Here is a 26,161-nt window from a genome sequence, read left to right as displayed (position 1 = left end):
CTCCGGTGGTGAGACGGCAACGGCGACGCCGTGCCACTTCAGGTGCGGGACCGGTACCCCGTTTCACCGCGCATAGCCCCGCCACCGTCCTCGGTCTGGTCCTCCTCGCCGGGCTGGTGCCGGGCGCGGTGCCCGCAACGGCAGCGCCGGCACCGGCGGAGAGCGCGCTGGCCGAGGTCTGCGTCGCGCAAGGAGGGACCACTGGCGTGCAGGCGCCCCGGCTGGTCCGGCAGATCCCGACGGGGGAGACCGGCTGGTTCTCCTCACCGGGGCTGGTCGACCTCGACGGGGACGGCCGTCTGGAGATCGTCGCGCCGTTCTACTCGACGTTCGTCTTCGACGCGGACGGGAAGGAGCTCGGTCGCGGCCGGGCCGGCAAGGGCCGCGTCTACGCGCCGTCGGTCGTCGCCGACCTCGAGGGCGACGGCGTCCAGGACGTCGTGGTGGGCGGCAACGAGGGCACGGTCGCGGCCTACGAGCTCCGCGGCGGACGGCTGCAGCGCAAGGACGGGTGGCCGGCGTCGACCAACAGCGGGGGGCAGTCGCCCGAGGTCCGCGGCCTCGCCGCGGCCGACCTGGACGGTGACGGCCGGGTCGAGGTCGTCGCGACCACGACCAACACCTCCGCCCGAGGCGCGCAGGTCTTCGTGCTCGACGCCGGCGGCCGGCGCTACCGACCCGCCGGGCATCCCCGGGCCTGGCCGCGCGACCGCGGCTACGGCGCCTTCGGCGAGAACGTCGCGATCGGCGACATCGACGACGACCCGGAGCTGGAGATCCTGGCCACCTTCGACAACCACCAGATCCACGCGTTCAACCACGACGGGACCTCGGTCCTGGCCTCGTCCTGGTTCAGGAATCGCGAGTCCGGGGCCGCCGGGCGGCGGATGGCCTGGGGCGACTTCATCCGGTGGGCGAGTCCCAAGGTCGAGCGGCGCCACTACCACCTGCACAAGGGGGCCTGGCCGAGCCCGGCCCGGCAGCCGTGGCTGCAGTGGACCGCCTCGCCGCCCGCGGTCGCCGACCTCGACGGCGACGGCCGCAACGAGGTCATCGGGCTGCCCAACGTCGAGAAGCACATCCCGTACCGCACCCAGGGCTACGCGTTCATGGTGCTCGACGGCGCGTACGGCGACGGCAGCCGCTCAGCGATGCGCCACCCGGGCTTCACGAGACTGGTGACGTCGAACCGGCCGGTCCACCGGCCCCAGGGCGACTGGTACCCACCCACCGGGATCCCCGCACCGACCGTGGTCGACCTGACCGGTGACCAACGCCCCGAGATCGTGGCCGCGCTGCCCGGCGGCCGTGTCTACGCCGTCGGGCCCGACGGCCGGCGGCTCTGGACCGCGAAGTACGCCCCGGCGCGTGCCAGGACGTTCGCCTCGGAGGTGGTCGCGGCCGACCTCGACAAGGACGGCACCACCGAGCTGGTGTTCGGCACGTACTCGCTGCGCCGCAACGGCGGGACGCTGGTCGTGCTCTCGGCCACCGGGAAGAAGCTCTCGGTCACCCGGCTGAGGCACCAGCGCCGCGACGGCAACGGCATCGGCGTCGCCGCGGCTCCGTCGATCGGCGACCTCACCGGCGACGGCACGCTGGAGATCGTGCTGACCACGATGGACCACGGCGTCGACGTCTACACCGTGCCCGGCTCCGGCACCGGCTGCCTCCCGTGGCCGACGGGGCGCGGCAACCTGCTCCGCAACGGGTCAGTCTGAGAGCCGGATCTCCACCATCAGCTCGTCGGCGAGCGCCTCGAGCGCCGTCCTGAGCGCGTCGGTGTCACTGCCGGCCGGGGCGCTGAGCACGGCCCGCGCCTCGAACAGGGTCCCGCCGGCCATCGGTGCGTCGCGGACGTCGGTGCTGAGCTCCTCGATGCTGACGCGGGCCTCGGCGAGGGCGGCCGAGATCTCGGCGACGATGCCGGGCCGGTCGGCGCCGAGGAGGTCGAGATGGAGGCTCTGGGACGACAGCGGCTCGGGCTCGTCGGTGCGCTCCGCGGTGACGTGCAGTCCCTGGGCCTCGAGCGCGGCGAGATCAGCGAGGAGCGCGTCGACGCGGTCGCCCGCCACGGTGACGACCACGATCCCCGCGAACTTGCCGGCCAGCCGCGCCAGCTCGCTGCGCTCCCAGCTCGCGCCGTGGGCGCTGACCGGCGCCGAGACCGTGGACACCAGGCCGGGCCGGTCGTCGCCGAGGATCGTGAGGACGAGAGTGGCCATCCCCGCAGGCTAGTGGTGGCCACTAGTGGCCGGGCGCCGCCGGGTGGCGCACGCGCAGCAGGACCCAGGTCACGCACGCCGAGATCGCGGCAGCGCCGAGCATGTGGAGGCCGACGAGCACCTCGGGGAGGTCGGTGAAGTACTGCACGAACCCGATCGCACCCTGCGCCACCTCGACGCCCAGCAGCACGACCACCGCGTGCCGGGCCGCGGGCGTGCCGCCGACGGCCATCAGCGTGAACAGCAGCCCCAGGGTGAGCCCCACGAACAGGAACACCAGGTCGGCGTGGAGCTGGCTCATCTGGAGCGGCGACAGCCCGTTGCGCTCGGTGTCGGCGTCACCGGCGTGCGGACCGGAGCCGGTGACGACGGTGCCGACGTACAGCACCGCCCAGGCCGCGGCGAACGTCGCCCAGGCGAGCCCGACCTGCGGGCCGCGGTGCGCCGCGGGGAGCGGCGCGTCGACGGAGAGCAGCAGCCGGACGGCGACGCCGATGATCGCGAGCGAGCAGAGCAGGTGGAAGGAGACGACCCACGGGTTGAGGTCGGTCAGCACGGTGATCCCGCCGATCACCGCCTGCGCCGGGATGCCCAGCCCCGCGACCAGCGCCATCGTGCGCAGGTCGCGCCGCCCGGTGCGCCACATGACGACGAACGTCGCGATCGCGATGGCCGCCAGGACGAATGTGAGGGTCCGGTTGCCGAACTCGATCGCCTGGTGCAGGTCGAGCGCCCCGTGCGGCCGGAACGACTGCTCCGTGCAGCGCGGCCAGGTCGGGCAGCCCAGGCCCGACCCGGTCAGGCGCACCGCCCCGCCGGTGACCACGAGCCCCGCGTTGGCGACGAGCGTGGCCCAGGCGAGCGGGCGGACCCAGCGGCTCACTCCCACGAGAACGTCCTCGTGGTCGCGGCGGTGCCGAGCACGGCCCAGCCGAGCAGGACGACGAGGTCGCGCCAGGCGACCGTGCCGTCGACGAGCGCGTCGCGCATCGCCTCGCCGAGCGCCCCCGACGGCAGCCACTGCGCCACGTGGCCGAAGCCGCCGTAGGCGGAGGCGGGCAGGACCACGGCGCCGGCCGCGAGGAGCAGCAGGTAGACGAGGTTGGCTCCGGCGAGGGTCGCCTCGGCGCGGAGTGCGCCCGCCATGAGCAGGCCGAGGGCCGCGAACGCCGCGGTGCCGAGCAGGACGGCGAGGGCAGCGCCGGCCAACGACGACGCCGAGACGAGCGGGTCCCAGCCGAGCAGCTGCCCGGCCACCGAGAGGACGACCAGCTGGAGCAGCTCGACCAGCAGCAGCGCGCCGACCTTCCCGAGCAGCAGCCCCGACCGGGGGAGCGGCGAGGCGCCGAGGCGCTTGAGGACGCCGTACCGCCTCTCGAACGCCGTCGCGATCGCCAGCGAGGTGAACGCCGTCGACATCACGGCCAGCGCCAGCACGCCGGGGGTCACGACGTCGACGACCGGGTGGTCGTAGTCGAGGCCGAGCCGGCCGGCGCCGCGCACCATGCCGACCAGCACGATCACGGGGATCACGACGGCGAGCAGCAGCTGCTCGCCGTTGCGGAGCATCAGCCTCGACTCCATGCGCGCCTGGGTCAGCACCATGCGGGGGAGCGGCGCGGCTCCCGGAGCGGGGGTGAAGGTGCCCGTCACGGCAGCAGCTCCCGCCCGGTCAGCTCGAGGAACACGTCCTCCAGGTTGCGGGTGCCGAGGGTCAGCGACTCCGGCAGCACCGCGTTGTCCTCGCACCAGCGGGAGACCTTCGCGAGCGTCGAGGCGTCGGCGGGCCCGGTCACGATGAGGGTCAGCTCGTCGAGCTGGACGACCTCGATCTCCGGCCCGAGCGCGGTCTTCAGCGAGACCGGCGCCTCCGGCGGGAACGGCTTGGTGACCACCAGCCGGATCGTCGACAGCGCGCCGCCGCGGGTCAGCTCCAGGGGCGTGCCCGAGGCGATCAGCCGGCCGCGGTCGATGATGTGGATCCGGTCGGAGAGCCGCTCGGCCTCCTCCATGTAGTGGGTGGTCAGCACGACCGTGACCCCGTCGGCGCGCAGCTCGGCGAAGAGCTCCCAGACCGTGTGGCGGGCGGCGGGGTCGAGCCCGGCGGTCGGCTCGTCGACGAAGACCACCTCGGGGCGGCCGACCAGCGCCATGGCCAGCCCCAGGCGCTGCTTCTGGCCGCCGGAGAGCCGGCGGTACGGCGTCCGGCCGCAGTCCGCCAGCCCGAGGCGCTCCTCGAGCAGGCCCGGGTCGAGCGGGTGGGCGTGCAGCGCCGCCACGTGGCGCAGCATCTCGGGCGCCCGCGCGCCGCTCCAGGCGCCGCCCTCCTGCAGCATCACCCCGATGCGGGGGAGCAGCTCGCGGGCCTGGCGTCGAGGGTCGAGGCCCAGCACGCGGACCGTGCCCTGCTGCGGTGCGCGGTAGCCCTCGCAGGTCTCGAGCGTGGTCGTCTTCCCGGCGCCGTTGGGGCCGAGCACGGCCGTGATCGTGCCGCGGTCGACGGTCAGCGACAGGTGGTCGACGGCGGTCGTGGCGGCGTACTGCATGACGAGCCCGTCGACGACGACCGCGGGCTCCGACACGCGGGAAGTCTAGGTTTCGGCCCAGGCGAGCGCCGCAGCGAGGTCGTCGATCGTGCTCTGGGCCGGCCGGTCGGACCAGTCGAAGACGACGAACTCGTCGCACACCGCCCGGTAGGGCTCCAGGGCCTGGGCGTAGTCGGTGCCGACGGGGTAGGGGAACCCGGTGGCCCGCCGGATCTCGCCCGGGTCTCGGCCGACGGCCGCGCAGGCCTCGTCGAGCTTGGCACTCTTGGCGGCGTAGGACTCCGGCGCGCCCCAGACGTGCCACACGTCGGCGTACCTCGCGGCCATCGGGATGGTCCGCTTCTCGCCACCGCCACCGACCAGGACGGGCAGCCGCTCCTGCACCGGCCTGGGGTTGTTGGGCGCGTCGGTGAGCCGGAAGTGGCGGCCCCGGAAGTCCGTCCGGTCCTCGCGCAGCATCGACGAGACGACGGCCACGCTCTCCTCGAAGCGGTCGGAGAGGTCGCCCGGGTCCAGCAGCTCGATGCCGTACGCCGCGTGCTCGTTGACCTGCCACCCGGCACCGAGGCCGGCGATGGCCCGGCCGCCGCTGACGTGGTCGAGCGTCGTGAGCTGGTGGGCCACGACGGCGGGGTGGCGGTAGGTGCCGCCGAGGACCAGCGGGCCGAGCCGGCTGCGGCTCGTGAGCGGCGCCAGCGCCGCGAGCAGCCCCATCGCCTCGAGCATGCCCTCGTCGCTCACCGCGCCGTCGTCGGTGTCGCCCATGAAGTGGTCGCACAGGTAGATGGCGTGGGCGCCGAGCTCGTCGGCCTCCTGCGCGAGCCGGCGGATCTCGTCCCAGGGCCGCCCGTTGTCGAGGATCACGCTGATGTCCATCAGACCTCGACCCCGCCGTCGGCCTCGCCGCGCGCCACCTCGAGGGTGTCGAAGACCGCCGGCGGCTCGCGCCACGGGTCGGGCAGGGTGCCCGCCCCCGCCTGCTGCACGGCTCGCCAGACCCGCTCGGGCGTGCACGGGATGTCGACGTGCCGCACGCCGAGGTGGCGCAGGGCGTCGACCACCGCGCTCTGCACGGCCGGGGTCGAGCCGATGGTGCCGGACTCGCCGATCCCCTTGGCGCCGAGCTCGTTGAGGTGCGTCGGGGTCTCGGTGTTGGCGGTCTCGAAGCTGATCGTGTCGGCGGTGGTCGGCATCTGGTAGTCGGCGAACGTCGAGGTGAGCGGCTGACCGTCCTCGGAGTAGAGGAACTGCTCCCACAGCGCCTGCGAGATGCCCTGCGCGATGCCGCCGTGCTGCTGCCCCTCGACGATCACGGGGTTGAGGACCCTGCCGCAGTCGTCCACGGCGACGTGCCGCAGCGGCACCACCCGCCCGGTCTCGGTGTCGACCTCGACGACCGACACGTGCGCGCCGAAGGGGAACGTCGCGCCGTCCTGCGGCACGTCGAGCTGGGCGTGCAGCGCCGTGCCGCGCTCCTCGGCGGCCGCGGCGAGGCGCGGCCAGTCGACGACGGCGCCCGGCACGCCGGAGACGGTGAACCCGGCGTCGGTGAGCTCCAGGTCCTCGGGCGCGGCCTCCAGCAGCTCGGCTGCGAGCTCCCGGGCCTGGTCGCGCACGGCGGCGGCAGCCGCGGCCACCGCGCTCCCGCCGAGCTGGAGCGACCTGGACCCGCCGGTGCCGCCGCCGGTCGGCACCACCCGGGTGTCGGACTGCACGTAGCGGACCTGCTCGACCGGGATGCCGAGCCGGTCGGCGACGATCATGGCGAACGACGTGGCGTGCCCCTGGCCGTGCGCGGACGTGCCGGACATCACCGTGGCCGAGCCGTCCGGCTCGATCCGCACGCTGCCGAGCTCGGTGCCGCCGAACCCGGTGATCTCGACGTACGTCGAGACCCCGATGCCGAGCAGCCTGTCGGACCCGGCCTCGATCCGGCGGGCCTGCTCGGCGCGCAGCGCGTCCACGTCGGCGAGGCGCAGGGCTTCCTGCAGCGCGGCCTCGTAGTCGCCGACGTCGTAGGTCAGCCCGGTCCGCGTGGTGTAGGGGAAGGCGTCCTTCGGGATCAGGTTGCGGCGCCGGACCTCCTCGGGGGTCAGGCCGAGCTCGACGGCGGCGAGGTCCATCAGCCGTTCGAGCATCGCGGCCGCCTCCGGCCGCCCGGCGCCGCGGAACGCGCCGTTGGGCGCGGTGTTGGTCATCACCGCCACCGCGGCGTAGTCGATCGCGGGGATCTCGTAGGGGCCCTGGGCCATGATGTGCCCCGGCCCGACGACCAGCGAGCCGCCGAACCCCGCGTAGGCGCCGCAGTCGCCGACGTTGCGGGCCCGCAGGCCGGTGATCCGGCCGTCGCGCGTGAGCCCCAGCTCGGCGTACTGCAGGGCCGCCCGGCCATGCATCGAGAGGAAGGCCTCGCTGCGGGTCTCGGTCCACGCGACTGGGCGGCCGAGGGCCCGCGCCGCAGCCACGACGGCGCCGTGGAAGTACGAGATGCCGGCCTTGCCGCCGAACGCGCCTCCGACGTGCGGTGCCACCACGCGCAGCTGCTCCTTCTCGAGGCCGGTGTAGCGGGCGAGGAGGTCGCGGGTCATGTGCGGGTGCTGGGTGGCGACGTACGCCGTCAGCAGGGTGTCGCCGTCGGGGCGCGGGTCGACCAGGATCGCGTTGCCCTCGAGCGGCGCGGTGGCGATGCGCTGGTTCTCGATCCGGGCCCGGACCACGACGTCGGCGCCCGCCAGCACGTCGCCGGCGTCCGGCGGGTGCACCGCGCGCACCGACTGGGCCACGTTGCTGCCGATCTCGGGGAACTGCTGCGCAGCGCCGGGGGCCAGCGCCTCCTCCATGTCGACGACCACGTCGAGCAGGTCGTAGTCGACGTCGACCAGCTCGGCGGCGTCGACCGCCTGCGCGCGGGTCTCGGCGACCACGAGCGCCACGGGGTCTCCGACGTAGCGCACCACTCCCGCGGCCAGGGGCCCGTGGCCCACCCGGCGGTGGATCCGCGCGAACGACGGCACGTGCTCGCGGCCCAGGGTCTCCGCCGTGTGCACCGCGAGCACGCCGGGAGCGCGCTCGGCGTTCCAGGTGCCGATCGCGGTGATCGTGGCGTGGGCGAGGGGGCTGCGCACGAAGACCGCGTGGGCGGTGCCGGGGATCCGCAGGTCGTCGACGTAGGTGCTGCGCCCGTCGATGAGCTCGGGGTCCTCGACCCGGCGCACGCGGTTGCCGAGGATCGATCCCACCATGAACCGGAGGGTATCCCCGGTTACGCTGTCAGCAAGTAAGGGTCACCTTCCTTGAAGCGTGCTTTCCAATAAGGGCACACTGGTGTTGTGATATTCGAGGAAGACCGGTCGACGCGGCATCGCGTGGCCCGGTCGATCCTCGTCGAGGGCCCGTCGACCGCCGCGGCGCTGGGCGAGAGGCTCGACCTGACGCCGGCCGCCGTGCGCCGTCACCTCGACCAGCTGGTCGCCGAGGGCGCCGTCGAGGCCCGCGAGCCGCGTCCGCTGGCGCACCGCGGCCGCGGTCGCCCGGCGAAGGTGTTCGCGCTGACCGAACGCGGCCGTGAGGGCTTCGACCAGCGCTACGACGACCTGGCGGCACTGGCGCTGCGGTTCCTCCGCGAGACCGGCGGCGAGGAGGCCGTGAAGGCCTTCGCGCAGCAGCGCGTGGCGTTCATCGAGGAGCGCTTCGACGAGGCCGCGGCGGCGCGGCCCGAGCTCAGCCCGGCCGAGGTGCTCGCGGGGATCTTCACCGAGGAGGGCTACGCCGCGGCCGTGCGGTCGCTGCCCGTCGTGGCCGAGCAGCGCGCGGGCGAGCAGCTGTGCCAGCAGCACTGCCCGGTCTCCCACGTCGCCCACGAGTTCCCCCAGCTGTGCGAGGCCGAGACCGAGGCGATCGGCCGGGTGCTCGGTCGCCACGTGCAGCGGCTGGCCACCATCGCGCACGGCGACGGCGTCTGCACGACGTGCATCCCCACCGTGCCCCGTGACATCACCACCACCTCCCACGAGACGACGAAGGAGAAGGTCACCTCATGACCTCCATCGAGGAGCGGAACCCCGAGCTGCAGGGCCTGGGTCGCTACCAGTTCGGCTGGGCCGACAGCGACGAGGCCGGTGCGTTGGCGACGCGCGGCCTCAACGAGACCGTCGTCCGCGACATCTCGTCGAAGAAGAGCGAGCCGCAGTGGATGCTCGACCTGCGGCTCAAGGGCCTCAAGCTGTTCCACCGCAAGCCCATGCCCACGTGGGGGTCGGACCTCTCGGCGATCGACTTCGACAACATCAAGTACTTCGTCCGCTCCAGCGAGAAGCAGGCGACCTCGTGGGAGGAGCTCCCGGAGGACATCAAGAACACCTACGACAAGCTGGGCATCCCCGAGGCGGAGAAGCAGCGCCTCGTCGCCGGCGTCGCGGCCCAGTACGAGTCCGAGGTCGTCTACCACTCGATCCGCGAGGACCTCGAGGAGCAGGGCGTCATCTTCGTCGACACCGACACGGGGCTGCGCGAGCACGAGGAGCTCTTCAAGGAGTACTTCGGCACCGTCATCCCGGTCGGCGACAACAAGTTCGCCGCGCTCAACACCTCGGTGTGGTCCGGCGGCTCGTTCATCTACGTGCCGAAGGGCGTGCACGTCGACATCCCGCTGCAGGCCTACTTCCGCATCAACACGGAGAACATGGGCCAGTTCGAGCGGACGCTGATCATCGTCGACGAGGACGCCTACGTGCACTACGTCGAGGGCTGCACCGCGCCGATCTACTCCTCCGACTCGCTGCACTCCGCGGTCGTGGAGATCATCGTCAAGAAGGGCGGCCGCTGCCGCTACACGACCATCCAGAACTGGTCCAACAACGTCTACAACCTGGTCACCAAGCGCGCGACGTGCGACGCCGGCGCGACCATGGAGTGGGTCGACGGCAACATCGGCTCCAAGGTGACGATGAAGTACCCCGCCATCTACCTCATGGGTGAGCACGCCAAGGGCGAGACGCTCTCGATCGCGTTCGCGGGCGAGGGCCAGCACCAGGACGCCGGCGCCAAGATGGTGCACGCCGCACCGCACACGTCGAGCTCGATCCTGTCCAAGTCCGTCGCCCGCGGCGGTGGTCGCACGTCGTACCGCGGCCTGATCCAGGTCAACGAGGGCGCGCACGGCTCGAAGTCCAACGTGCTCTGCGACGCGCTCCTGGTCGACCAGATCAGCCGCTCCGACACCTACCCCTACGTCGACATCCGCGAGGACGACGTGTCGATGGGCCACGAGGCGTCGGTCTCCAAGGTCTCCGACGACCAGCTCTTCTACCTCATGTCGCGCGGCATGGAGCAGGACGAGGCGATGGCCATGATCGTGCGCGGCTTCGTCGAGCCGATCGCCAAGGAGCTCCCGATGGAGTACGCCCTCGAGCTGAACCGCCTCATCGAGCTCCAGATGGAAGGTGCCGTCGGCTGATGGGACTCGAGCTCTCCTCCCACCTCCACCCGGTGGGCTCGTTCGACCTGTCCGACCACCCCGTGCCCACCGGGCGCGAGGAGGTCTGGCGGTTCACCCCGCTCAAGCGGCTGCGCGGGCTCCACGACGGGGCTGCCCTCGGCGGCACCGGCGTGGGCGCGGAGTACGACGGCCCCGACGGGGTCGCGGTCGAGCCGCTGGCCGCAGGCAGCGCCGAGCTCGGGTCGAGCGGGTTCGTGCCGACCGACCGGGTCTCGGCCCGGGTGTGGCACGAAGCCGGGCAGCGCTACGCCGTGACGGTCCCAGCCGACACCGAGCTCGACGCGCCGGCCGTGCTGACCCTGACCGGCAAGAGCGTCGACGACGCCACCGCGACCCACGCCGTGATCACGATCGGTGCGCACAGCAGGGCCACGGTCGTCGTCCGCTTCGAGGGATCGGCGACGCTCGCCGACGTCGTCGAGATCGTGGTCGGCGACGGCGCCCAGCTGACCTACGTCACGGTCCAGGACTGGGCCGACGACGCGGTCCACCACTCGACCCAGCACGCCAAGGTGGGCCGCGACGCCTCCCTCAAGCACGTCGCGGTGACCTTCGGCGGCGACCTCGTGCGCCACGACACCACGGCGACCTACGACGGCCCCGGCGGGTCCATCGAGATGCTCGGCCTCTACTTCGCCGACGAGGGCCAGCACATCGAGCACCGCCTCTTCGTCGACCACACCGCGCCCAAGACCAAGAGCCACGTGGTCTACAAGGGCGCGCTGCAGGGCCAGGGCGCCCACACGGTCTGGATCGGCAACGTGCTGATCCGCAAGGAGGCCGAGGGCATCGAGACCTACGAGGAGAACCGCAACCTCGTGCTCACCGACGGCTGCCAGGCCGACTCGGTCCCCAACCTCGAGATCGAGACCGGCGAGATCGAGGGCGCGGGCCACGCCTCGGCCACGGCCCGGTTCGACGACGAGCAGCTGTTCTACCTGCGGTCCCGCGGCGTCTCGGAGAAGGAGGCGCGCCGCCTGGTCGTGCACGGCTTCTTCAACGACCTGATCCGCAAGATCGCCGTGCCCGAGCTCGAGGAGTCGCTCACCGCGACCGTCGAGACCGAGCTGGCCAAGAACGTCCTCAAGGAGCTCTCGTGAGCTTCGAGCGCGCGTGCGCGCTGTCCGACGTCCCCGCCGACGAGGCGCTGGCGGTGATTGTGGGCTCCCAGGAGGTCGCGGTCGCCCGCAACGGCGACGAGGTGTTCGCGGTCGAGGACATCTGCTCCCACGCGGCCGTCGCGCTGTCCGAGGGCGAGGTCACCGTCGACGACGGCGAGTGCACGCTGGAGTGCTGGCTGCACGGCTCGCGCTTCGACCTCCGCTCCGGCAAGCCCACCGGGCTGCCCGCGACCGAGCCGGTCGCGACCTTCCCGGTCGACCTACGAGACGAACCAGACGGTCCGGCGGTCTACGTCGACGTCACCACCACCCTGAACGGAGTCACCCCTCAATGAGCACCCTGGAGATCAAGGACCTGGCCGTGTCGGTCAAGACCGACGACGGGGACAAGCAGATCCTCAAGGGCGTCACGCTGACCATCAAGGCGGGCGAGACCCACGCGATCATGGGCCCCAACGGCTCCGGCAAGTCCACGCTGGCCTACTCGGTCGCCGGCCACCCGAAGTACGACATCACCGGCGGCTCGGTGACCCTCGACGGCGAGGACGTCCTCGCGATGTCGGTCGACGAGCGCGCGCGGGCCGGGCTGTTCCTCGCGATGCAGTACCCCGTCGAGGTGCCCGGCGTCTCGGTCAGCAACTTCCTCCGGACGGCCAAGACCGCCCTCGACGGCGAGGCGCCCAAGCTCCGCACGTGGGTCAAGGACGTCAACAAGGCCCTCGAGGACCTCAACCTCGACCCGTCGTTCGGCACCCGCTCGGTCAACGAGGGGTTCTCCGGCGGTGAGAAGAAGCGCCACGAGATCGCCCAGCTCGAGCTGCTCGACCCCAAGGTCGCGGTGCTCGACGAGACCGACTCCGGTCTCGACATCGACGCCCTCAAGGTCGTCTCCGACGGGGTCAACAGGTTCCGCGCCAAGGACGGCAAGGGCGTCCTGCTGATCACCCACTACACGCGGATCCTGCGCTACATCGAGCCCGACTTCGTGCACGTGTTCGTCGACGGCAGGGTCGCCGAGTCCGGCGGCCCCGAGCTGGCCGAGGAGCTCGAGGCCAACGGCTACGACAAGTACCTCCGGGCAGCGGTCTGACCGTGTCCGTCACCCTGCCGGGGCTCCTGCCGGAGCTGGAGGTCATCCGCAAGGACTTCCCGATCCTCGAGCGCACGCTCGCGGACGGGAGGCCGCTGGTCTACCTCGACAGCGCGAACACCTCGCAGAAGCCCCAGGTCGTGATCGACACGATGGTCGACCACCTCGAGCGGCACAACGCCAACATCGCGCGCGCGATGCACCAGCTGGGCGCGGAGGCGACCGAGGCCTACGAGGGCGCCCGCGACAAGGTGGCGGCGTTCGTCAACGCACCGTCGCGCAACGAGGTGATCTTCACCAAGAACGCCACCGAGGCGCTCAACCTGCTGGCCCGCACCATCGAGCTCGGCCCCGGCGACAACGTCGTGATCACCGAGATGGAGCACCACTCCAACATCGTGCCGTGGCAGCTCGCCTGCGAGCGCAGCGGCGCCGAGCTGCGGTGGTTCGGGGTCACCGACGACGGTCACCTCGACCTCTCGAACGCCGACGCGCTCGTCGACGAGCACACCAAGGTCGTCGCCTTCACCTGGGTCTCCAACATGCTCGGCACGGTCAACCCCGTCGGTGACCTGTCGGCGCGGGCCCGGGCGGTCGGAGCCGTGTCGGTGATCGACGCGTCCCAGGCGGCGCCCCAGCTCCCCGTCGACGTCGCCGCCACCGGCTGCGACTTCCTGGTCTTCACCGGGCACAAGACCGTCGGTCCCACGGGCATCGGCGTCCTGTGGGGCCGCGAGGACCTGCTCAACGCGCTGCCGCCGTTCCACGGGGGCGGCGAGATGATCGAGACCGTCACCATGCAGCGCTCGACCTACGCCCGGGCGCCGCACCGCTTCGAGGCCGGCACGCCGCCGATCGTCGAGGCGGTCGGGCTCGGCGCCGCCCTCGACTACCTCGCCCACATCGGCATGGACGCCGTGCACGCGCACGAGCAGGCGATCACGGCCTACGCGCTGGAGGGTCTGGCCACCGTCCCGGGCCTCAGCGTGCTCGGGCCGCTCGACGCGGCCCAGCGCGGGGGAGCCATCTCCTTCGAGCTCGAGGGCGTGCACCCGCACGACGTCGCCCAGGTGCTCGACTCGCGCGGCGTCGCGATCCGCGCCGGCCACCACTGCGCCAAGCCCGCCCACGCGCGGTTCGGCGTGCAGAGCTCGAGCCGGATGTCGTCGTACCTCTACACGACGCCCGCGGAGATCGACGCGCTGGTCGAGGCCCTGGAATACACCCGCTCGTACTTCAAGTTGGGCTGAGCACATGGACCTCGACAGCCTCTACCAGGAGATCATCCTGGACCACTACAAGAACCCCCACCACAAGGGCCTGCGCGAGCCCTTCGAGGCGGAGGTGCACCACGTCAACCCCACCTGCGGCGACGAGGTGACGCTGCGCGTCCACCTGTCCGAGGGCGTCGTCCAGGACGTCTCGTACGACGCGCTCGGCTGCTCGATCTCCCAGGCGGCCGCATCGGTGATGACCGACCTCGTGATCGGCAAGCCGGTCGACGAGGCGATGCGGATCCACGGCGAGTTCCTGGCCCTCATGCAGGGCAAGGGCACCGTGGAGCCCGACGAGGAGGTCCTCGAGGACGGCATCGCGTTCGCGGGGGTCGCGAAGTTCCCGGCACGGGTGAAGTGCGCACTACTGTCGTGGATGGCCTGGAAGGACGCCACGACCCGATCGTTGGAGGCAAGTCATGGCTGACCACGGAGATCTCCCCGAGGTGCCCGAAGCCCTCGCGCCCGCGGGCGGTGGTGCGACCGCCACGGTGACCGTCGACGACGTCACCGAGGCGATGAAGGACGTCGTCGACCCCGAGCTCGGCATCAACGTGGTCGACCTCGGCCTGGTCTACGGCGTGCACCTCGACGAGAGCCACAACTGCGTCCTCGACATGACGCTCACCTCGGCCGCCTGCCCGCTGACCGACGTCATCCAGGACCAGACGAACTCCGCGCTGGAGGGCCTGGTCAACGACGTCGCCATCAACTGGGTCTGGATGCCCCCGTGGGGCCCCGACAAGATCACCGACGACGGCCGCGAGATGCTGCGCGCCCTCGGGTTTAACGTCTGAGGCGCGACCCTGCGAGGAACGAGCAGGGTCGCGACCCGAAGAGGTCGAGCGAGCCCCGCGGGTGAGCTTGCGAACCCGCGACGGGCGGGTCGAGACCTTCCGCAGCCCGCACGCCCAAGCCACCTTGGAGCGCGGGTAGCCACCGGCCCTCGGTAGCGTCGCGCACGTGCGCACGGTCCTCGTCCCTCGTGAGCGCTTCGAGCGGTGGGTGGCCAACTTCGCCGAGCGGCACGGCGGCGGTCCCGGCCTGGTGACCGAGGCCGGCGGGATCTTCGGGATGGCCCAGGACGGCTCGACGTTCCACGCCCGGCTGCCGTTCGACGCGGCCTATGACGGGCCGCCGGACGCGACGGCGTTCGCCGAGGCGATCGTGCTGCCCTCCGACTGGGGCGTCCTGCTGGTGCGCAAGGGCGGCTTCGCCGTGGCGCGGCTGGCGGGGACGCGCCTGGTCGACTCGAAGGTCGGGCAGCGGCACGTCCAGGGTCGCACCAAGGCCGGCGGGCAGAGCCAGCAGCGCTTCGCCCGGCGGCGCGACAACCAGGCGCGGCAGGCCTTCGAGGCCGCTGCCGACCACGCGGCACGGCTGCTCGGCGACGGCGCGCCGCGCGTGGTGACCGGTGGCGACCACGCCGCGGTCGACGAGGTCCTCACCGACCCGCGGCTGCGGCGGCTCACCGTCGACGAGCGCTGGCTCCCGGTGCCGGACCCCAGGCGGGGCGTGCTGGAGCAGGCGATCCTCGACGCGGCGGCGGCCGAGGTGCAGGTGGCCAACGCATGAGGCTGCTGGCCGCGACCGCGGCCGAAGGTGCGCTGACCGACGTGGTGCTGCACCGAGTGGTCAGAGACCGAGCTCTGTCACCCGCTGGTCCCAGCGCTCGCTCAGCGCCTTCATCTCCTCGGTGACGAAGGCGATGAACTCGTAGGAGAACCGGAGTCGGCGGTGGGCCGGGTCGTCCTCGGGCAGCGAGTCCAGCGCGCGGCGCAGGGCCGCCTGCATCGGCCCGTAGTACTGGTCTGCGTGCATCATCATCTCGTGCCAGGCGTCGTCGTCGACGACGAAGATGTCGCGACGCGACCCCCGCTCGCGCTCGCGGCGCACCATGCCCACGCCGTCGAGGTAGCGCACGGCGCCAGAGACGGCGGCGGGGGAGACACCCAGCGCGGCCCCGATCTCCGCAGCGGTCATCCGGCCGTCGGCGTCGATCAGCAGCGCGGAGAAGATCCGCGAGGGGAGGCGGGCCAGGCCGGCCGAGGTGAGTGCCCCGCCCATCCGCTCCACGAAGGTCGCCCGCTCCGCTTCGGTCGCCATGGGGCATACATTACTGGATTTAGTAATTGCTGAAACAGGTGTAGCCTCGAGGTCGTGGTCGACGTGATCGAGATCCAGCGGCTGGTCAAGGGGTTCGGCGCCGTGCGTGCACTCGACGGGCTCGACCTGACGGTGCAGCAGGGGGAGGTGCACGGCTTTCTCGGCCCGAACGGCGCCGGCAAGTCGACGACGATCCGGGTGCTCCTCGGCCTGCTGCGCAAGGACGCCGGCGACGTCCGGCTCTTCGGGAAGGACCCCTGGCGCGACGCGGCCGAGCTGCACGCGCGGCTCGCCTACGTGCCGGGTGACGTGAACCTCTGGCCGAACCTCACCGGCGGCGAGGTGATCGACCTGCTCGGCCGGCTTCGCGGCGGGCTCGACGAGCGGCGCCGTGCAGACCTGCTGGAGCGGTTCGAGCTGGACCCGACCAAGAAGGGCCGCGGCTACTCCAAGGGCAACCGGCAGAAGGTGGCGCTGGTCGCGGCGCTCTCGTCGGACGTCGAGCTGCTCGTGCTCGACGAGCCGACGTCGGGCCTCGACCCGCTCATGGAGTCGGTCTTCCGTGACTGCGTCGACGAGTTCCGGTCCGAGGGCCGCACGGTCCTGCTGTCGAGCCACATCCTCGCGGAGGTCGAGAGGCTGTGCGACCGGGTCAGCATCATCCGTGCGGGGACGCGGGTCGAGTCGGGGACGCTGGCCGAGCTGAGGCACCTGACTCGGACCTCGATCTCCGCGGACCTGGCCTCGGCGCCTGACGGCCTCGAGTCGCTCCCGGGGGTCCACGACGTCGAGGTGGACGGGCACCGCGTCCACCTCGAGGTCGACTCGACGCAGCTCGACCCGGTGCTGAGCGCCCTGCAGAGGGCCGGCGTCCTCTCCCTCACCAGCCAGCCTCCCACCCTGGAGGACCTGTTCCTGCGCCACTACGCCGCGTCATGACCGGCACCGGCACGTTCCTGGGGATCTTCCTGCGCCGCGACCGCTGGATCTACCTGTGGTGGGGCATCGGCGTCGCGGTCCTCTACGTCAGCCAGGCATGGAGCGTCGACGGCCTCTACGCGACGCAGGCCGAGTTCGACAAGGCGGCGGCGAGCATGGAGGGCAACGCCGCCCTGGTCGCGATGGCCGGCCCGGCGCGGGCCCTGAACTCCACCGGTGGCCAGGTCACCTGGCAGGCCGCCGCCTTCGGCGCGATCTGTGCCGGGCTGATGAGCATGTTCATCGTCGGTCGGCACACCCGGGCCGAGGAGGAGAGCGGCCGAGACGAGCTGCTGCGCGCCGCTCCGGTGGGCCGGCACGCGCCGATGACCGCGGCGCTCCTCGACGCCCTGATCGCCAACGTGCTGCTCGGGGTGCTGGTCGCGGGCAGCCTCGCGGCGTACGGACTCGCCGTCGCCGACTCCCTCGGGCTGGGTGTCGGCCTGACCCTCACCGGCTGGTTCTTCACCGGTACGGCGCTGGTCGCCGTCCAGCTGACCACCAGCACCCGCGCGGCGTACGGCCTCGCGGGCGGGGTGATCGGCGTCGCCTACGGCCTGCGCGCCATCGGTGACGTCAGTGCTCCGGTCCTGAGCTGGCTCTCGCCGATCGGGTGGTACCAGGCAATCCATGCCTTCTCCGGGTTGCGCTGGTGGCCCCTGCTGGTGACCGCGGTCGCGACCGTGGCGGTCGTCGCGTCGGCCGTGGCGGTCTTCGACCGCCGCGACTTCGGCTCCGGGGTCCTCCCGCCCCGCCCCGGCCCGGCCCGCGCCGAGCCGCGGCTGGCCAGCGGGCTCGGCCTCGCCTGGCGACTGCAGCGGCCGGTGGTCACGGGCTGGGCGATCGGGCTGCTGCTCGGCGGGCTGGGCTTCGGCGCGCTGGGTGACGGCGTGGGGGACCTGGTCGGGGACTCGTCCTACTCGCGTGACGTGCTGCTCCACGGCACCGCCGACGTCGTGGACGGCTTCTACGCGACGATGATCGTGATGCTGGCGCTGCTGGCCGCGGGCTTCTCGATCTCCTCGGCCCTCCGGCCCAGGAGCGAGGAGGACGACGGCCGGGTCGAGCCGCTCCTCGCCACGGGGCTGACCCGGTCGGCCTGGCTGGGCGGCCACGTCGCGGTCACCGTCGCCGGCACGGTCCTCGTGCTCGCGCTGGCCGGCCTGGGCCTCGGGACGAGCTACGCCCTGGTCACCGGCGACGCGGGGGCCGTGCTCCGGCTCTCGGTCCCGGTGCTGTCCTACGCGCCGGCGGTGCTGGTCCTCAGCGGGCTCGCCCGGCTGCTGCACGGCGTCGCACCCCGGGTCGCGGTCCTCGCCTGGCTGGGTCTGCTGCTCGCCTGGGTGGTCCTGCTCTTCGGGGGGTCGCTCGGCCTGCCGCGGTGGCTGCGCGACCTCTCGCCGTTCGAGCACCTGGCGCTGGTGCCGCTGGAGGACTTCCGGTGGGCGCCGTTCCTGGTGCTGACGCTGGTGGCCGCGGCCCTGAGTGTCGCGGGCCGGTTCGCGTTCCGGCGACGCGACCTGCACTAGCGTCCGGGTCATGTGGCAGCCCGAGCCCGGCTGGCTCGCCCTGCGGAGCGGCACCGGGACCTCCACCGTGGGCGTGTGGCGCACCGTCCTCGGAGGCCGCCCCGTGGTCGTCAAGCGGCTGGCGGCACCGGCGGGCGACGACCCCGCCGAGCTGAGCGACCCGCGGCACTTCGCCTACTGGCGCCGCGCCGCCGACGTCGTCACCGCGCGGGTGGGGCTCGAGACGACGCCGGGCCTCCGCGCGCCCCGGCTGACCTCGGTCGAGGAGGACGCCGAGGGCATCACCCTGGTCGCGGACTGGGTCGAGGACGCGGCGAACAGCGGCCTCTTCTGCGCGGTCTCGCTCGGTCGGTTCGCCGCCGTCGACCTCGGCGAGCACCTGTGGCTGGCGCGCGACCAGCTGCGCGACCGGCTCGCCCGGGCGGAGCGCCGGGGCGGCTGGCCGACGCTGGCCCGGACGACCGTCGCCGACGTCGCAGACCACCTCTGGCGCCGCCGGAGCACCCTGCTCGACGAGCTCGACGCGCTGCCGCAGGTGGCCCAGCACGGAGACCCGGCGCCGGCGAACCTCCCGGGCCGTGAGGACGACGACGTGGTCGCGATCGACTGGGGCAGCCTCGGGCACGGGCCGGTCGGGGCCGACCTCGGGCTGCTCATGCTCGGTGCGCGCGAGGAGTTCGAGCCGTTGCTCGACGCCTATCTGCTCGGCCTGCCCGACGGTACGGCGACGCGCGAGCAGGTCGCACAGGGTGCGAGGGTGACCGCCGTGCTCACCGCCCTCAGCCGGGCCGAGTGGGCGCTGGCCAGGGTCGCGGGCGGGGAGGGCGCGCTCGCGGGGAAGTACCGGCACCCCGCCGTGGCGCCGTACCTCCGGTCGCTGCAGCGGCAGTTCCCGCAGATCGAGGACCTCGTCGGGTCGTAGGGCGGCCGCTACAGGTTGTTGGTGGCGAACGTGTCGCACTGCTTGATGCTGGTGGCCTGGTAGCCGGTGGTGAACCAGCGGGTGCGCTGCTGCGAGGAGCCGTGCGTCCACTGCTCCTTGTTGACGTCGCCGCCGCCCTGCTTCTGGATCCGGTCGTCGCCGACGGCCTTCGCCGAGTCGAGCGCCTCGGTGATGTCGCCCTCGTCGATCGACTCGAAGATCCGGACGCCGCTCTTGTCGGTCGTGCTGGTCGCTCCCTTGGTCCACATGCCGGCGTAGCAGTCGGCCTGGAGCTCGAGACGCACCGAGTCGCTGGTGGGGCCGGACTGGGTGCGGACCTGGCCCATCGTGCCGAGCAGGTTCTGGATGTGGTGGCCGAACTCGTGCCCGATCACGTAGGGCTCGACGAAGTCGCCGCCACGCCCCCCGAGCTGACCCTCGAGGACGTCCTTGAAGAAGGTCGTGTCGAGGTAGATGGTCTGGTCGGTGGGGCAGTAGAACGGCCCGACGTCGGCGCTGGCGCTGCCGCAGCCGGTCGACGTCCCGCCGGTGAAGGTGACCACCTGGGTCGGGCGCAGCTGCTTGCCGGTCTGCTGGGGCAGCACCTTGGCCCAGTAGTTCTCCAGGGAGAGCTCCACCGCACGGCGGGCGCAGTCCTCGCTGCGGTTGGCGTCCGCGCCCGTCTTGCACTGTTCGTAGCGGTCGGTGGTCTCGGCGGGGCCGCCGGACCCGGCGCCGGACCCGCCACCGCCCCCGGCGAACTGCACGATCAGGAAGATGATGATCACGACGATCGTGGTGCCGATCCCGCCACCGGTGATGCCACCGATCGGGAGGTTGCCCATCCCGCCACCACCGCCGCCACGGACGTCGGTGACGCGGCCGCCGCTGATGTCGGCCTTGGGGTTGAAGCGCACGGGCTCACCCTAGTGGTTGAGGGGCCGCCGATACCGGGCCCGGACACCCTGACCCGTACCCTTGATCAGCCATGATCACCGCCCACCAGCTGGAAGTCCGCGCTGGGGCGAGGCTCCTCATGGCGGACGTCAGCTTCCGCGTCGCGGCGGGGGACAAGGTCGGGCTGGTCGGTCGCAACGGCGCCGGCAAGACCACCCTGACCCGGATCCTGGCGGGCGAGGGCCAACCCGCCGCAGGCCGGGTCGAGACGTCCGGGACCGTGGGCTACCTGCCGCAGGACCCGCGCACCGGCGACCTCGACCAGCCGGTCCGCGAGCGGATCCTCTCCGCGCGCGGTCTCGACGAGGTCGTCCGGCGGCTGCGCTCGGCCGAGCTCGAGATGGGCTCGGACGACCCCGCCGTGCGCGACCGGGGCATGAAGCGCTACTCGGCCGCCGACGCGGAGCTGCACGCCGGTGGTGGCTACGCGGCCGAGGCGGAGGCCGCCCAGATCGCGTCGTCGCTGGGCATCGTCGAGCGGCTGATGACCCAGCCGCTGCGCACCCTCTCGGGCGGTCAGCGGCGCCGGGTCGAGCTCGCGCGGATCCTGTTCTCCGGCGCCGAGACGCTGCTGCTCGACGAGCCGACCAACCACCTCGACGCCGACTCGGTCGTGTGGCTGCGCGACTTCCTGCGCTCCTTCCGCGGTGGTCTGGTGGTGATCTCCCACGACACCGCGCTGCTCGACGCCACCGTCAACCGGGTGCTCCACCTCGACGCCAACCGCGCCGAGGTCGACGTCTACAACCTCGGTTGGTCGGCGTACCTCCTCCAGCGCGAGACCGACGAGCGTCGCCGCAAGCGCGAGCGCCTCAACGCCGAGAACAAGGCCAAGACGCTCACCGACCAGGCCAACCGGATGCGCGCCAAGGCGACCAAGGCGCAGGCCGCGCAGTCGATGCTCAAGCGCGCCGAGAAGATGATGGCCGGCGTCGAGGCCGAGCGACAGAACGACAAGGTGGCGCGGATCAAGTTCCCGGCACCAGCCCCCTGCGGCCGCACCCCGCTCACCGCGAGCGAGCTGTCGAAGTCCTACGGCTCGCTGGAGGTCTTCACCGACGTCGACCTGGCGATCGACAAGGGGAGCCGCGTCGTCATCCTCGGGCTCAACGGCGCGGGCAAGACGACGATGCTGCGGATCCTGGCCGGCGTCGACAGCCCCGACACCGGCGAGGTGGTGGCCGGCCACGGCCTCAAGATCGGCTACTACGCCCAGGAGCACGAGACCCTCGACACCACCCGCACGGTGCTCGAGAACATGCAGAGCGCCGCGCCCCAGCTCACCGACAGCGAGGCGCGCAGCGTGCTCGGCTCGTTCCTGTTCTCCGGTGACGACGCACACAAGCCCGCCCGGGTGCTCTCCGGCGGTGAGAAGACTCGCCTCGCCCTCGCGTCGCTGGTCGTGTCCAGCGCCAACGTCCTGCTGCTCGACGAGCCGACCAACAACCTCGACCCGGCCTCCCGCGAGGAGGTGCTCGCGGCGATCCGCAGCTACGAGGGCGCGATCGTGCTGGTCACCCACGACGAGGGCGCCGTCCGGGCCCTCGAGCCCGACCGGGTCCTCCTGCTCCCCGACGGCGACGAGGACCTCTGGAACGACGACTACGCCGACCTCGTGGCACTGGCCTGAGCGGCGTCGGAGGCACCACCTACGCTCGGCGCATGAGCCTGAGTGCCGACGAGATCACCGCTGCGGGGCTGCACTTCGACGTCAGCGACGCGGTGGCGACCGTGACGCTGAGCCGGCCGGAGGTGCGCAACGCGCAGACGCCCGCGATGTGGGCGGCGCTGGCGGCGATCGGCGAGCAGCTGCCGGCGACGACGCGGGTCGTCGTCGTCAGGGGAGCCGGGCAGAGCTTCAGCGCAGGCCTCGACCGGGCCATGCTCGACCCGGCCGGGGGCGACGTCGCGCGGTTGCTGCAGCTCGACGACGCCGAGGCCAGTGCCGCCATCGAGGGCTACCAGCGGGGCTTCACCTGGCTGCGCGACCCGAGGTTCGTGAGCATCGCGGCGGTGCAGGGCCACGCCATCGGGGCGGGCTTCCAGCTGGCGTTGAGCTGCGACCTGCGGGTGGTCGCCGACGACGCCCAGTTCTCGATGAAGGAGCCTGCGCTCGGGCTGGTGCCCGATCTCACGGGAACAAAGCCGCTGGTCGAGGCGGTTGGCTACCAACGAGCGCTGGAGATCTGCGCGACGACCCGCGTGGTGGCGGCCGACGAGGCCGTGAGCATCGGGCTGGCGCTGACCGCCGTCCCGGTCGACCGGCTGGACCCGACGGTCGCAGACCTCGCCCAGGCACTCACCGCCCACGTCGCCGGCGCGGTCGTCGAGACCAAGGCGCTGCTCCAGTCGGCGGCGGAGCAGGACCTCGAGACCCAGCGGCGGCTCGAGCGGGAGGCGCAGGTGCGCCGGTTCCGCGAGCTCGCCGCGTTGATGCAGAGCCAGAGTCAGGAGTAGTCCAGATGTCAGGGATGCACGGCCCGGGCGCGGGCGTGGCCTGGCGCCATCTGCGTTCCGACCGCTCCGTCGTCAACAACCGCATCGACCGGCGCACGGTCGGCCGGGTGCTGCGGTTCGCCGGCCCGCACCGGGCCCTCATCACCGGCTTCCTGGCGATCACGGTCGTCGACGCGGCGATGGTCGTGGTGATCCCGCTGCTGGTGCAGCGGATCGTCGACGACGGCATCCTCAAGGACGACCGCGCGCTGGTCACCTGGCTCGCGCTCGCCATGGCAGGGGTCGCGGTGTTCAGCGCCGTGCTCAGCGTCCTCGGCGGGTGGCTGTCGAGCCGGATCGGCGAGGGCCTCATCTACGACCTGCGCACGCAGGTCTTCGGCCACGTGCAGCGGCAGTCGCTGGCGTTCTTCACCCGCACCCAGACCGGCGCGCTCGTGAGCCGCCTCAACAACGACGTGATCGGCGCCCAGCGGGCCTTCACCTCGACGCTGTCGAGCACCGTCGCCAACACGATCGCCGTGGTGGTCGTGGGCGTCACCATGCTGGCGCTGAGCTGGCAGGTCACGCTGCTGTGCCTCGCGCTGTTCCCGCTGCTCTTCCTGGTGAGCCGGTTCGTCAGCGGGCGGCTGGCCGGGCTGACCCGCCGCCAGATGGACGGCAACGCCGACCTCGGCAACGTGATGACCGAGCGGTTCAACGTCGGCGGGGCGATGCTGCTCAAGCTGTTCGGTCGCCGTGGCGAGGAGGACGCGCTGTTCGCCGACAAGGCGGCGGTGGTGCGCGACCTCGGTGTCCGCATCTCACTCGTCACCCGGGTGTTCGGCGCGGCGATGATGCTCGTGCCGGCGCTGGCGACGGCCCTGGTCTACGGCGTCGGCGGCCAGCTCGCGATCAGCAACAGCCTGACCGTCGGCACCATGCTCGCGCTGGCCACGCTGCTGCTCCGGCTGCTCGGCCCGCTCCAGGGGCTCTCCAACGTCCGCATCGACGTGATGACCGCCCTGGTCAGCTTCGAGCGGGTCTTCGAGGTGCTTGACCTGCCGAGCCTGATCGAGGAGAAGCCGGACGCCGTCGTGCTGCCGCCGACCGCGGGCCGGCTGGAGTTCGAGCACGTCGCCTTCACCTACCCCAGGGCGGACGAGGTGTCGCTCGCCTCGCTCGAGGCGGTGGCCCGCGTCGAGTCGCGCGACCACGTGCGGGTGCTGCACGACGTCACGTTCGTGGCCGAGCCGGGCGAGATGATCGCCCTGGTCGGACCGTCCGGGGCCGGCAAGACGACGATCACCCACCTCGTCGCCCGGCTCTACGACGTCGACGAGGGTGCGGTCCGCGTCGGCGGCCACGACGTGCGCGACGTGACGCTCCAGTCGCTCGAGGACGTCGTCGGCTACGTCACCCAGGACGCCCACATGTTCCACGACACGATCCGCACCAACCTCCTCTACGCCAACCCCGGATCCGGCGACCGCGAGGTGTGGGCGGCGCTCGAGGCCGCCCAGATCGCGACGCTGGTCCGCGCCCTGCCCGACGGCCTCGACACCGTGGTCGGCGACCGGGGCTACCGGCTCTCCGGCGGCGAGCGGCAGCGGCTCGCGATCGCGCGCCTGCTGCTCAAGGCGCCCGCGATCGTCGTGCTCGACGAGGCCACCGCCCACCTCGACTCAGAGTCCGAGGCGGCCGTCCAGCGGGCGCTCGACGCCGCCCTCGAGGGCCGCACCTCGCTGGTCATCGCGCACCGGCTGTCGACGGTCCGCAACGCCGACCTGATCCTCGTCGTCGACGACGGCCGGATCGTCCAGTCCGGCACCCACGCGCAGCTGATGCGCGAGGGCGGGCTCTACGCCGACCTCTACCGCACCCAGTTCATCGACGACGTCCCGGCGTAGGCGCCCGGGTCACTCCGCCGCCTCGTGCCCGAGCACCCGGTCGGCCAGCACGACGTCACCGCTCCAGCCGCAGCTGCCGCAGTAGCAGACGAACACCCGGTCGCCGCCTACCCAGTACTCCACCGCGAGCCCGCGACCGCCGTCCGCCAGGCCGAGGGGAGCGGCGCAGGCCGGGCAGAAGCGCGGTACGTCGCGGCGGTGCGAGTCGGCGTCGACCGGGAAGTAGCCGCGCCCGACGTCCAGCCCGAAGGACTGGTCGACGCCGCGCGGCCGACTGCTCACGCAGGCCTCACTTCTGCCGGCGCTCCCACGCCTGGATGTGCAGCTTCTTCAGGGCGTCGGCCTGCGGGCTGAACCGGCTCGACGCCATGTCGATGAAGTCGAGCGCGAACTGCGGGCCGGCGTCGAACTTGTTCTTCTCGCACGGCAGGTCGATGCGCTCGTGCGCCTCGCGGATGGTGCCGAGCGGGTCCTCGCCGCGCTCCACTCTGGCCATCTCCGCCTTGAACATGCGCCGCAGCATCGTGACGCCGACGTCGGAGCGGCCGAGGTGCTCGACCGTACGGTCGGTGATCGCGCCCTGGGTCACCCAGGCCATGATGTCCTGGCCCTCGACGTAGTCGGTGCGGTGCCGGCCGTCGTCGGTGAAGACCGGGATCTGGTAGTCCGGGACGACGGGCTGCTCCGGGAAGTCGATGCCCTCCGGCGCGTGCACGGAGTAGAGCATGAACCGCGTGGTGGTGCGGTCGATCGGCACCCGGATCTGCATCTGCTCGATGTTCGCTCCGCCGACGCGCATGTTGTAGGGGAAGACCAGCGGGTGGCCGACCGCCCAGTCGTCGTCCTCCTCGGTGGCACCCTCCACGACGCGGCGCTTGATGATGCCCCACTCGAAGGCGTCGAAGCCGACCTTGACGTGCTTCTTTGCGAACGACGCGGGGGCCTCGAAGCCCTGCTGCTGGCCCATGAACTGGAAGTAGCGCCCGTGGAGGAACTCCACGTGGTGCGGGTCGACGGCGTTCTCCATGATCTGGACGAAGTTGCACGGCAGGTCGGCCCAGCCGATGTCGCGCACGCCGTCCATCACGAACACGTCGAATCGCGGCAGCTCCGGTGCCGGCTGCTCCTCGGTGTCGGGCCCGACGTAGGCCCACACCAGCCCGCCCATCTCCTCGACCTTGCCGGCCTTGACCCGCACCCGGTCGCGGAAGTTGGTCTCGTCGCGCTCCGCGGGCTGCTCGAGGCACTCCCCGTCGAGGCCGAAGAGCCAGCCGTGGTACGGGCAGCGGATGCCGTTGGACTCCACGACGCCGTAGGCCATCGACGCCCGGCGGTGGGGGCAGGCCTCCGGCACGATGCCGTAGCGCCCCGAGACCGTCTTGTAGACAGCCCAGTCCTCGCCCAGCAGCCGCGTGTGCTTGACGGGGAACTCCTCGAGCTCGCGGGTGAAGGCGACGGGGTACCAGTAGCGGCGCAGCAGCTCGCCCATGGGCGTGCCGGGCGCGATGTCGGTCAGCTCGTCGTTCTGCTCGGCGGTGAGCAACTCGTTCTCCTTCTCGGGCGGGCAGGCAGG

General features: G+C 72.2%; 26 protein-coding genes. 16 read left to right on the top strand and 10 right to left on the bottom strand.

The window, feature by feature from the left end; all coding sequences use genetic code 11:
• The first annotated feature begins 206 nt into the window (after positions 1 to 206).
• Positions 207 to 1,721 (top strand): FG-GAP repeat domain-containing protein, encoded by a 1,515-nt coding sequence (locus G514_RS0113860; RefSeq protein WP_028652238.1) that lies wholly within the window; start codon positions 207 to 209, stop codon positions 1,719 to 1,721.
• Here G514_RS0113860 and G514_RS0113855 read toward each other — a convergent pair.
• Genes G514_RS0113855 through G514_RS0113830 form a run of 6 tightly spaced genes read right to left on the bottom strand, consistent with a single transcriptional unit; the run spans position 1,713 to position 8,013 of the window.
• Positions 1,713 to 2,225, bottom strand: a complete 513-nt coding sequence (locus G514_RS0113855) for a glycine cleavage system transcriptional repressor (RefSeq protein ID WP_028652237.1) — start codon at positions 2,223 to 2,225, stop codon at positions 1,713 to 1,715. The two genes, G514_RS0113860 and G514_RS0113855, sit on opposite strands and share 9 nt — an antisense overlap.
• A 22-nt stretch (positions 2,226 to 2,247) precedes the next feature.
• On the bottom strand, positions 2,248 to 3,114 hold the full coding sequence (locus tag G514_RS26755; protein WP_036564684.1) for a COX15/CtaA family protein: 867 nt from the start codon (positions 3,112 to 3,114) through the stop codon (positions 2,248 to 2,250).
• Positions 3,105 to 3,878 (bottom strand): ABC transporter permease, encoded by a 774-nt coding sequence (locus G514_RS0113845; protein ID WP_028652236.1) that lies wholly within the window; start codon positions 3,876 to 3,878, stop codon positions 3,105 to 3,107. The genes G514_RS26755 and G514_RS0113845 overlap by 10 nt, the downstream gene beginning before the upstream one ends.
• Positions 3,875 to 4,807 (bottom strand): ABC transporter ATP-binding protein, encoded by a 933-nt coding sequence (locus G514_RS0113840; RefSeq protein WP_028652235.1) that lies wholly within the window; start codon positions 4,805 to 4,807, stop codon positions 3,875 to 3,877. Before G514_RS0113840 ends, G514_RS0113845 begins: the two co-directional genes overlap by 4 nt.
• A gap of 9 nt (positions 4,808 to 4,816) precedes the next feature.
• Positions 4,817 to 5,647, bottom strand: a complete 831-nt coding sequence (locus G514_RS26750) for an LLM class flavin-dependent oxidoreductase (RefSeq protein WP_051247443.1) — start codon at positions 5,645 to 5,647, stop codon at positions 4,817 to 4,819.
• Positions 5,647 to 8,013: a xanthine dehydrogenase family protein molybdopterin-binding subunit gene (locus tag G514_RS0113830; protein WP_028652234.1), complete on the bottom strand. Its 2,367-nt coding sequence runs from the start codon at positions 8,011 to 8,013 to the stop codon at positions 5,647 to 5,649. Before G514_RS0113830 ends, G514_RS26750 begins: the two co-directional genes overlap by 1 nt.
• Before the next feature lie 123 nt (positions 8,014 to 8,136).
• Between G514_RS0113830 and G514_RS26745 the strand changes: the two genes are divergently transcribed.
• From G514_RS26745 to G514_RS0113785, 9 genes are all read left to right on the top strand, one after another.
• A complete protein-coding gene (locus tag G514_RS26745; protein WP_245582208.1) occupies positions 8,137 to 8,811 on the top strand; it encodes a helix-turn-helix transcriptional regulator in 675 nt (224 codons plus the stop codon).
• Positions 8,808 to 10,226 carry a Fe-S cluster assembly protein SufB gene (gene sufB, locus G514_RS0113820; RefSeq protein WP_028652233.1) on the top strand — a complete coding sequence of 473 codons (1,419 nt, stop codon included), beginning with the start codon at positions 8,808 to 8,810 and terminating at the stop codon, positions 10,224 to 10,226. Before G514_RS26745 ends, sufB begins: the two co-directional genes overlap by 4 nt.
• Positions 10,226 to 11,368, top strand: a complete 1,143-nt coding sequence (sufD, locus tag G514_RS26740; protein WP_036564682.1) for a Fe-S cluster assembly protein SufD — start codon at positions 10,226 to 10,228, stop codon at positions 11,366 to 11,368. Before sufB ends, sufD begins: the two co-directional genes overlap by 1 nt.
• Positions 11,365 to 11,724 (top strand): non-heme iron oxygenase ferredoxin subunit, encoded by a 360-nt coding sequence (locus G514_RS0113810; protein ID WP_028652232.1) that lies wholly within the window; start codon positions 11,365 to 11,367, stop codon positions 11,722 to 11,724. The genes sufD and G514_RS0113810 overlap by 4 nt, the downstream gene beginning before the upstream one ends.
• Positions 11,721 to 12,479 carry a Fe-S cluster assembly ATPase SufC gene (sufC, locus tag G514_RS0113805; protein ID WP_028652231.1) on the top strand — a complete coding sequence of 253 codons (759 nt, stop codon included), beginning with the start codon at positions 11,721 to 11,723 and terminating at the stop codon, positions 12,477 to 12,479. Before G514_RS0113810 ends, sufC begins: the two co-directional genes overlap by 4 nt.
• 2 nt (positions 12,480 to 12,481) lie before the next feature.
• Complete coding sequence (locus G514_RS0113800) at positions 12,482 to 13,729, top strand: aminotransferase class V-fold PLP-dependent enzyme (RefSeq protein ID WP_245582207.1); 1,248 nt, start codon at positions 12,482 to 12,484, stop codon at positions 13,727 to 13,729.
• Positions 13,730 to 13,733: 4 nt separating this feature from the next.
• Entirely contained in the window at positions 13,734 to 14,180 is a 447-nt protein-coding gene (sufU, locus tag G514_RS0113795; RefSeq protein ID WP_028652229.1) for a Fe-S cluster assembly sulfur transfer protein SufU, read from the top strand.
• Entirely contained in the window at positions 14,173 to 14,550 is a 378-nt protein-coding gene (locus G514_RS0113790; RefSeq protein WP_028652228.1) for a metal-sulfur cluster assembly factor, read from the top strand. Before sufU ends, G514_RS0113790 begins: the two co-directional genes overlap by 8 nt.
• A gap of 166 nt (positions 14,551 to 14,716) precedes the next feature.
• Positions 14,717 to 15,328, top strand: a complete 612-nt coding sequence (locus G514_RS0113785) for an acVLRF1 family peptidyl-tRNA hydrolase (RefSeq protein ID WP_028652227.1) — start codon at positions 14,717 to 14,719, stop codon at positions 15,326 to 15,328.
• Positions 15,329 to 15,388: 60 nt separating this feature from the next.
• On the opposite strand, the gene G514_RS0113780 is transcribed toward G514_RS0113785, so the two are convergent.
• Positions 15,389 to 15,859 (bottom strand): GbsR/MarR family transcriptional regulator, encoded by a 471-nt coding sequence (locus tag G514_RS0113780; RefSeq protein WP_028652226.1) that lies wholly within the window; start codon positions 15,857 to 15,859, stop codon positions 15,389 to 15,391.
• Positions 15,860 to 15,913: 54 nt separating this feature from the next.
• On the opposite strand from G514_RS0113780, the gene G514_RS0113775 reads away from it, so the two are divergent.
• From G514_RS0113775 to G514_RS0113765, 3 genes are read left to right on the top strand one after another with little or no spacing between them, the layout of a single operon-like run.
• Positions 15,914 to 16,798, top strand: a complete 885-nt coding sequence (locus tag G514_RS0113775; RefSeq protein ID WP_028652225.1) for an ABC transporter ATP-binding protein — start codon at positions 15,914 to 15,916, stop codon at positions 16,796 to 16,798.
• Positions 16,795 to 18,366: an ABC transporter permease gene (locus tag G514_RS0113770; RefSeq protein ID WP_028652224.1), complete on the top strand. Its 1,572-nt coding sequence runs from the start codon at positions 16,795 to 16,797 to the stop codon at positions 18,364 to 18,366. Before G514_RS0113775 ends, G514_RS0113770 begins: the two co-directional genes overlap by 4 nt.
• Positions 18,367 to 18,376: 10 nt before the next feature.
• Positions 18,377 to 19,288 carry a phosphotransferase gene (locus G514_RS0113765; RefSeq protein WP_028652223.1) on the top strand — a complete coding sequence of 304 codons (912 nt, stop codon included), beginning with the start codon at positions 18,377 to 18,379 and terminating at the stop codon, positions 19,286 to 19,288.
• Positions 19,289 to 19,296: 8 nt separating this feature from the next.
• Here the strand turns inward: G514_RS0113765 and ypfJ are convergent, their stop codons facing one another.
• Positions 19,297 to 20,205: a KPN_02809 family neutral zinc metallopeptidase gene (gene ypfJ / locus G514_RS0113760; RefSeq protein ID WP_028652222.1), complete on the bottom strand. Its 909-nt coding sequence runs from the start codon at positions 20,203 to 20,205 to the stop codon at positions 19,297 to 19,299.
• A gap of 71 nt (positions 20,206 to 20,276) precedes the next feature.
• Between ypfJ and G514_RS0113755 the strand changes: the two genes are divergently transcribed.
• Genes G514_RS0113755 through G514_RS0113745 form a run of 3 tightly spaced genes read left to right on the top strand, consistent with a single transcriptional unit; the run spans position 20,277 to position 24,588 of the window.
• Complete coding sequence (locus G514_RS0113755) at positions 20,277 to 21,875, top strand: ABC-F family ATP-binding cassette domain-containing protein (RefSeq protein ID WP_028652221.1); 1,599 nt, start codon at positions 20,277 to 20,279, stop codon at positions 21,873 to 21,875.
• A gap of 32 nt (positions 21,876 to 21,907) precedes the next feature.
• A complete protein-coding gene (locus G514_RS0113750) occupies positions 21,908 to 22,702 on the top strand; it encodes an enoyl-CoA hydratase/isomerase family protein (RefSeq protein WP_028652220.1) in 795 nt (264 codons plus the stop codon).
• Between the two features lie 5 nt (positions 22,703 to 22,707).
• Positions 22,708 to 24,588: an ABC transporter ATP-binding protein gene (locus G514_RS0113745; RefSeq protein ID WP_028652219.1), complete on the top strand. Its 1,881-nt coding sequence runs from the start codon at positions 22,708 to 22,710 to the stop codon at positions 24,586 to 24,588.
• Positions 24,589 to 24,597: 9 nt separating this feature from the next.
• Here G514_RS0113745 and G514_RS26735 read toward each other — a convergent pair whose 3' ends face one another.
• Positions 24,598 to 24,870, bottom strand: a complete 273-nt coding sequence (locus G514_RS26735) for a hypothetical protein (protein ID WP_211222133.1) — start codon at positions 24,868 to 24,870, stop codon at positions 24,598 to 24,600.
• A gap of 7 nt (positions 24,871 to 24,877) precedes the next feature.
• Positions 24,878 to 26,131, bottom strand: coding sequence for a Rieske 2Fe-2S domain-containing protein (locus G514_RS26730; protein ID WP_036564678.1), 1,254 nt, complete (start codon positions 26,129 to 26,131; stop codon positions 24,878 to 24,880).
• Between the last annotated feature and the right edge of the window lie 30 nt (positions 26,132 to 26,161).

The organism is Nocardioides halotolerans DSM 19273, from assembly GCF_000422805.1.
In the GTDB taxonomy this organism is placed as follows: domain Bacteria; phylum Actinomycetota; class Actinomycetes; order Propionibacteriales; family Nocardioidaceae; genus Nocardioides; species Nocardioides halotolerans.
This window is presented reverse-complemented; position numbering and strand designations above follow the sequence as displayed.

Bases quoted from the DNA above. Each gene is read 5' to 3' on its own strand.
- G514_RS0113855 (WP_028652237.1), bottom strand. From the start codon at position 2,225: ATGGCCACTCTCGTCCTCACGATCCTCGGCGACGACCGGCCCGGCCTG.
- G514_RS26750 (WP_051247443.1), bottom strand. From the start codon at position 5,647: ATGGACATCAGCGTGATCCTCGACAACGGGCGGCCCTGGGACGAGATC.
- G514_RS0113830 (WP_028652234.1), bottom strand. From the start codon at position 8,013: ATGGTGGGATCGATCCTCGGCAACCGCGTGCGCCGGGTCGAGGACCCC.
- sufB (WP_028652233.1), top strand. From the start codon at position 8,808: ATGACCTCCATCGAGGAGCGGAACCCCGAGCTGCAGGGCCTGGGTCGC.
- sufD (WP_036564682.1), top strand. From the start codon at position 10,226: ATGGGACTCGAGCTCTCCTCCCACCTCCACCCGGTGGGCTCGTTCGAC.
- sufC (WP_028652231.1), top strand. From the start codon at position 11,721: ATGAGCACCCTGGAGATCAAGGACCTGGCCGTGTCGGTCAAGACCGAC.
- sufU (WP_028652229.1), top strand. From the start codon at position 13,734: ATGGACCTCGACAGCCTCTACCAGGAGATCATCCTGGACCACTACAAG.
- G514_RS0113790 (WP_028652228.1), top strand. From the start codon at position 14,173: ATGGCTGACCACGGAGATCTCCCCGAGGTGCCCGAAGCCCTCGCGCCC.
- G514_RS0113780 (WP_028652226.1), bottom strand. From the start codon at position 15,859: ATGGCGACCGAAGCGGAGCGGGCGACCTTCGTGGAGCGGATGGGCGGG.
- G514_RS0113770 (WP_028652224.1), top strand. From the start codon at position 16,795: ATGACCGGCACCGGCACGTTCCTGGGGATCTTCCTGCGCCGCGACCGC.
- G514_RS0113765 (WP_028652223.1), top strand. From the start codon at position 18,377: ATGTGGCAGCCCGAGCCCGGCTGGCTCGCCCTGCGGAGCGGCACCGGG.
- G514_RS0113755 (WP_028652221.1), top strand. From the start codon at position 20,277: ATGATCACCGCCCACCAGCTGGAAGTCCGCGCTGGGGCGAGGCTCCTC.
- G514_RS0113750 (WP_028652220.1), top strand. From the start codon at position 21,908: ATGAGCCTGAGTGCCGACGAGATCACCGCTGCGGGGCTGCACTTCGAC.
- G514_RS0113745 (WP_028652219.1), top strand. From the start codon at position 22,708: ATGTCAGGGATGCACGGCCCGGGCGCGGGCGTGGCCTGGCGCCATCTG.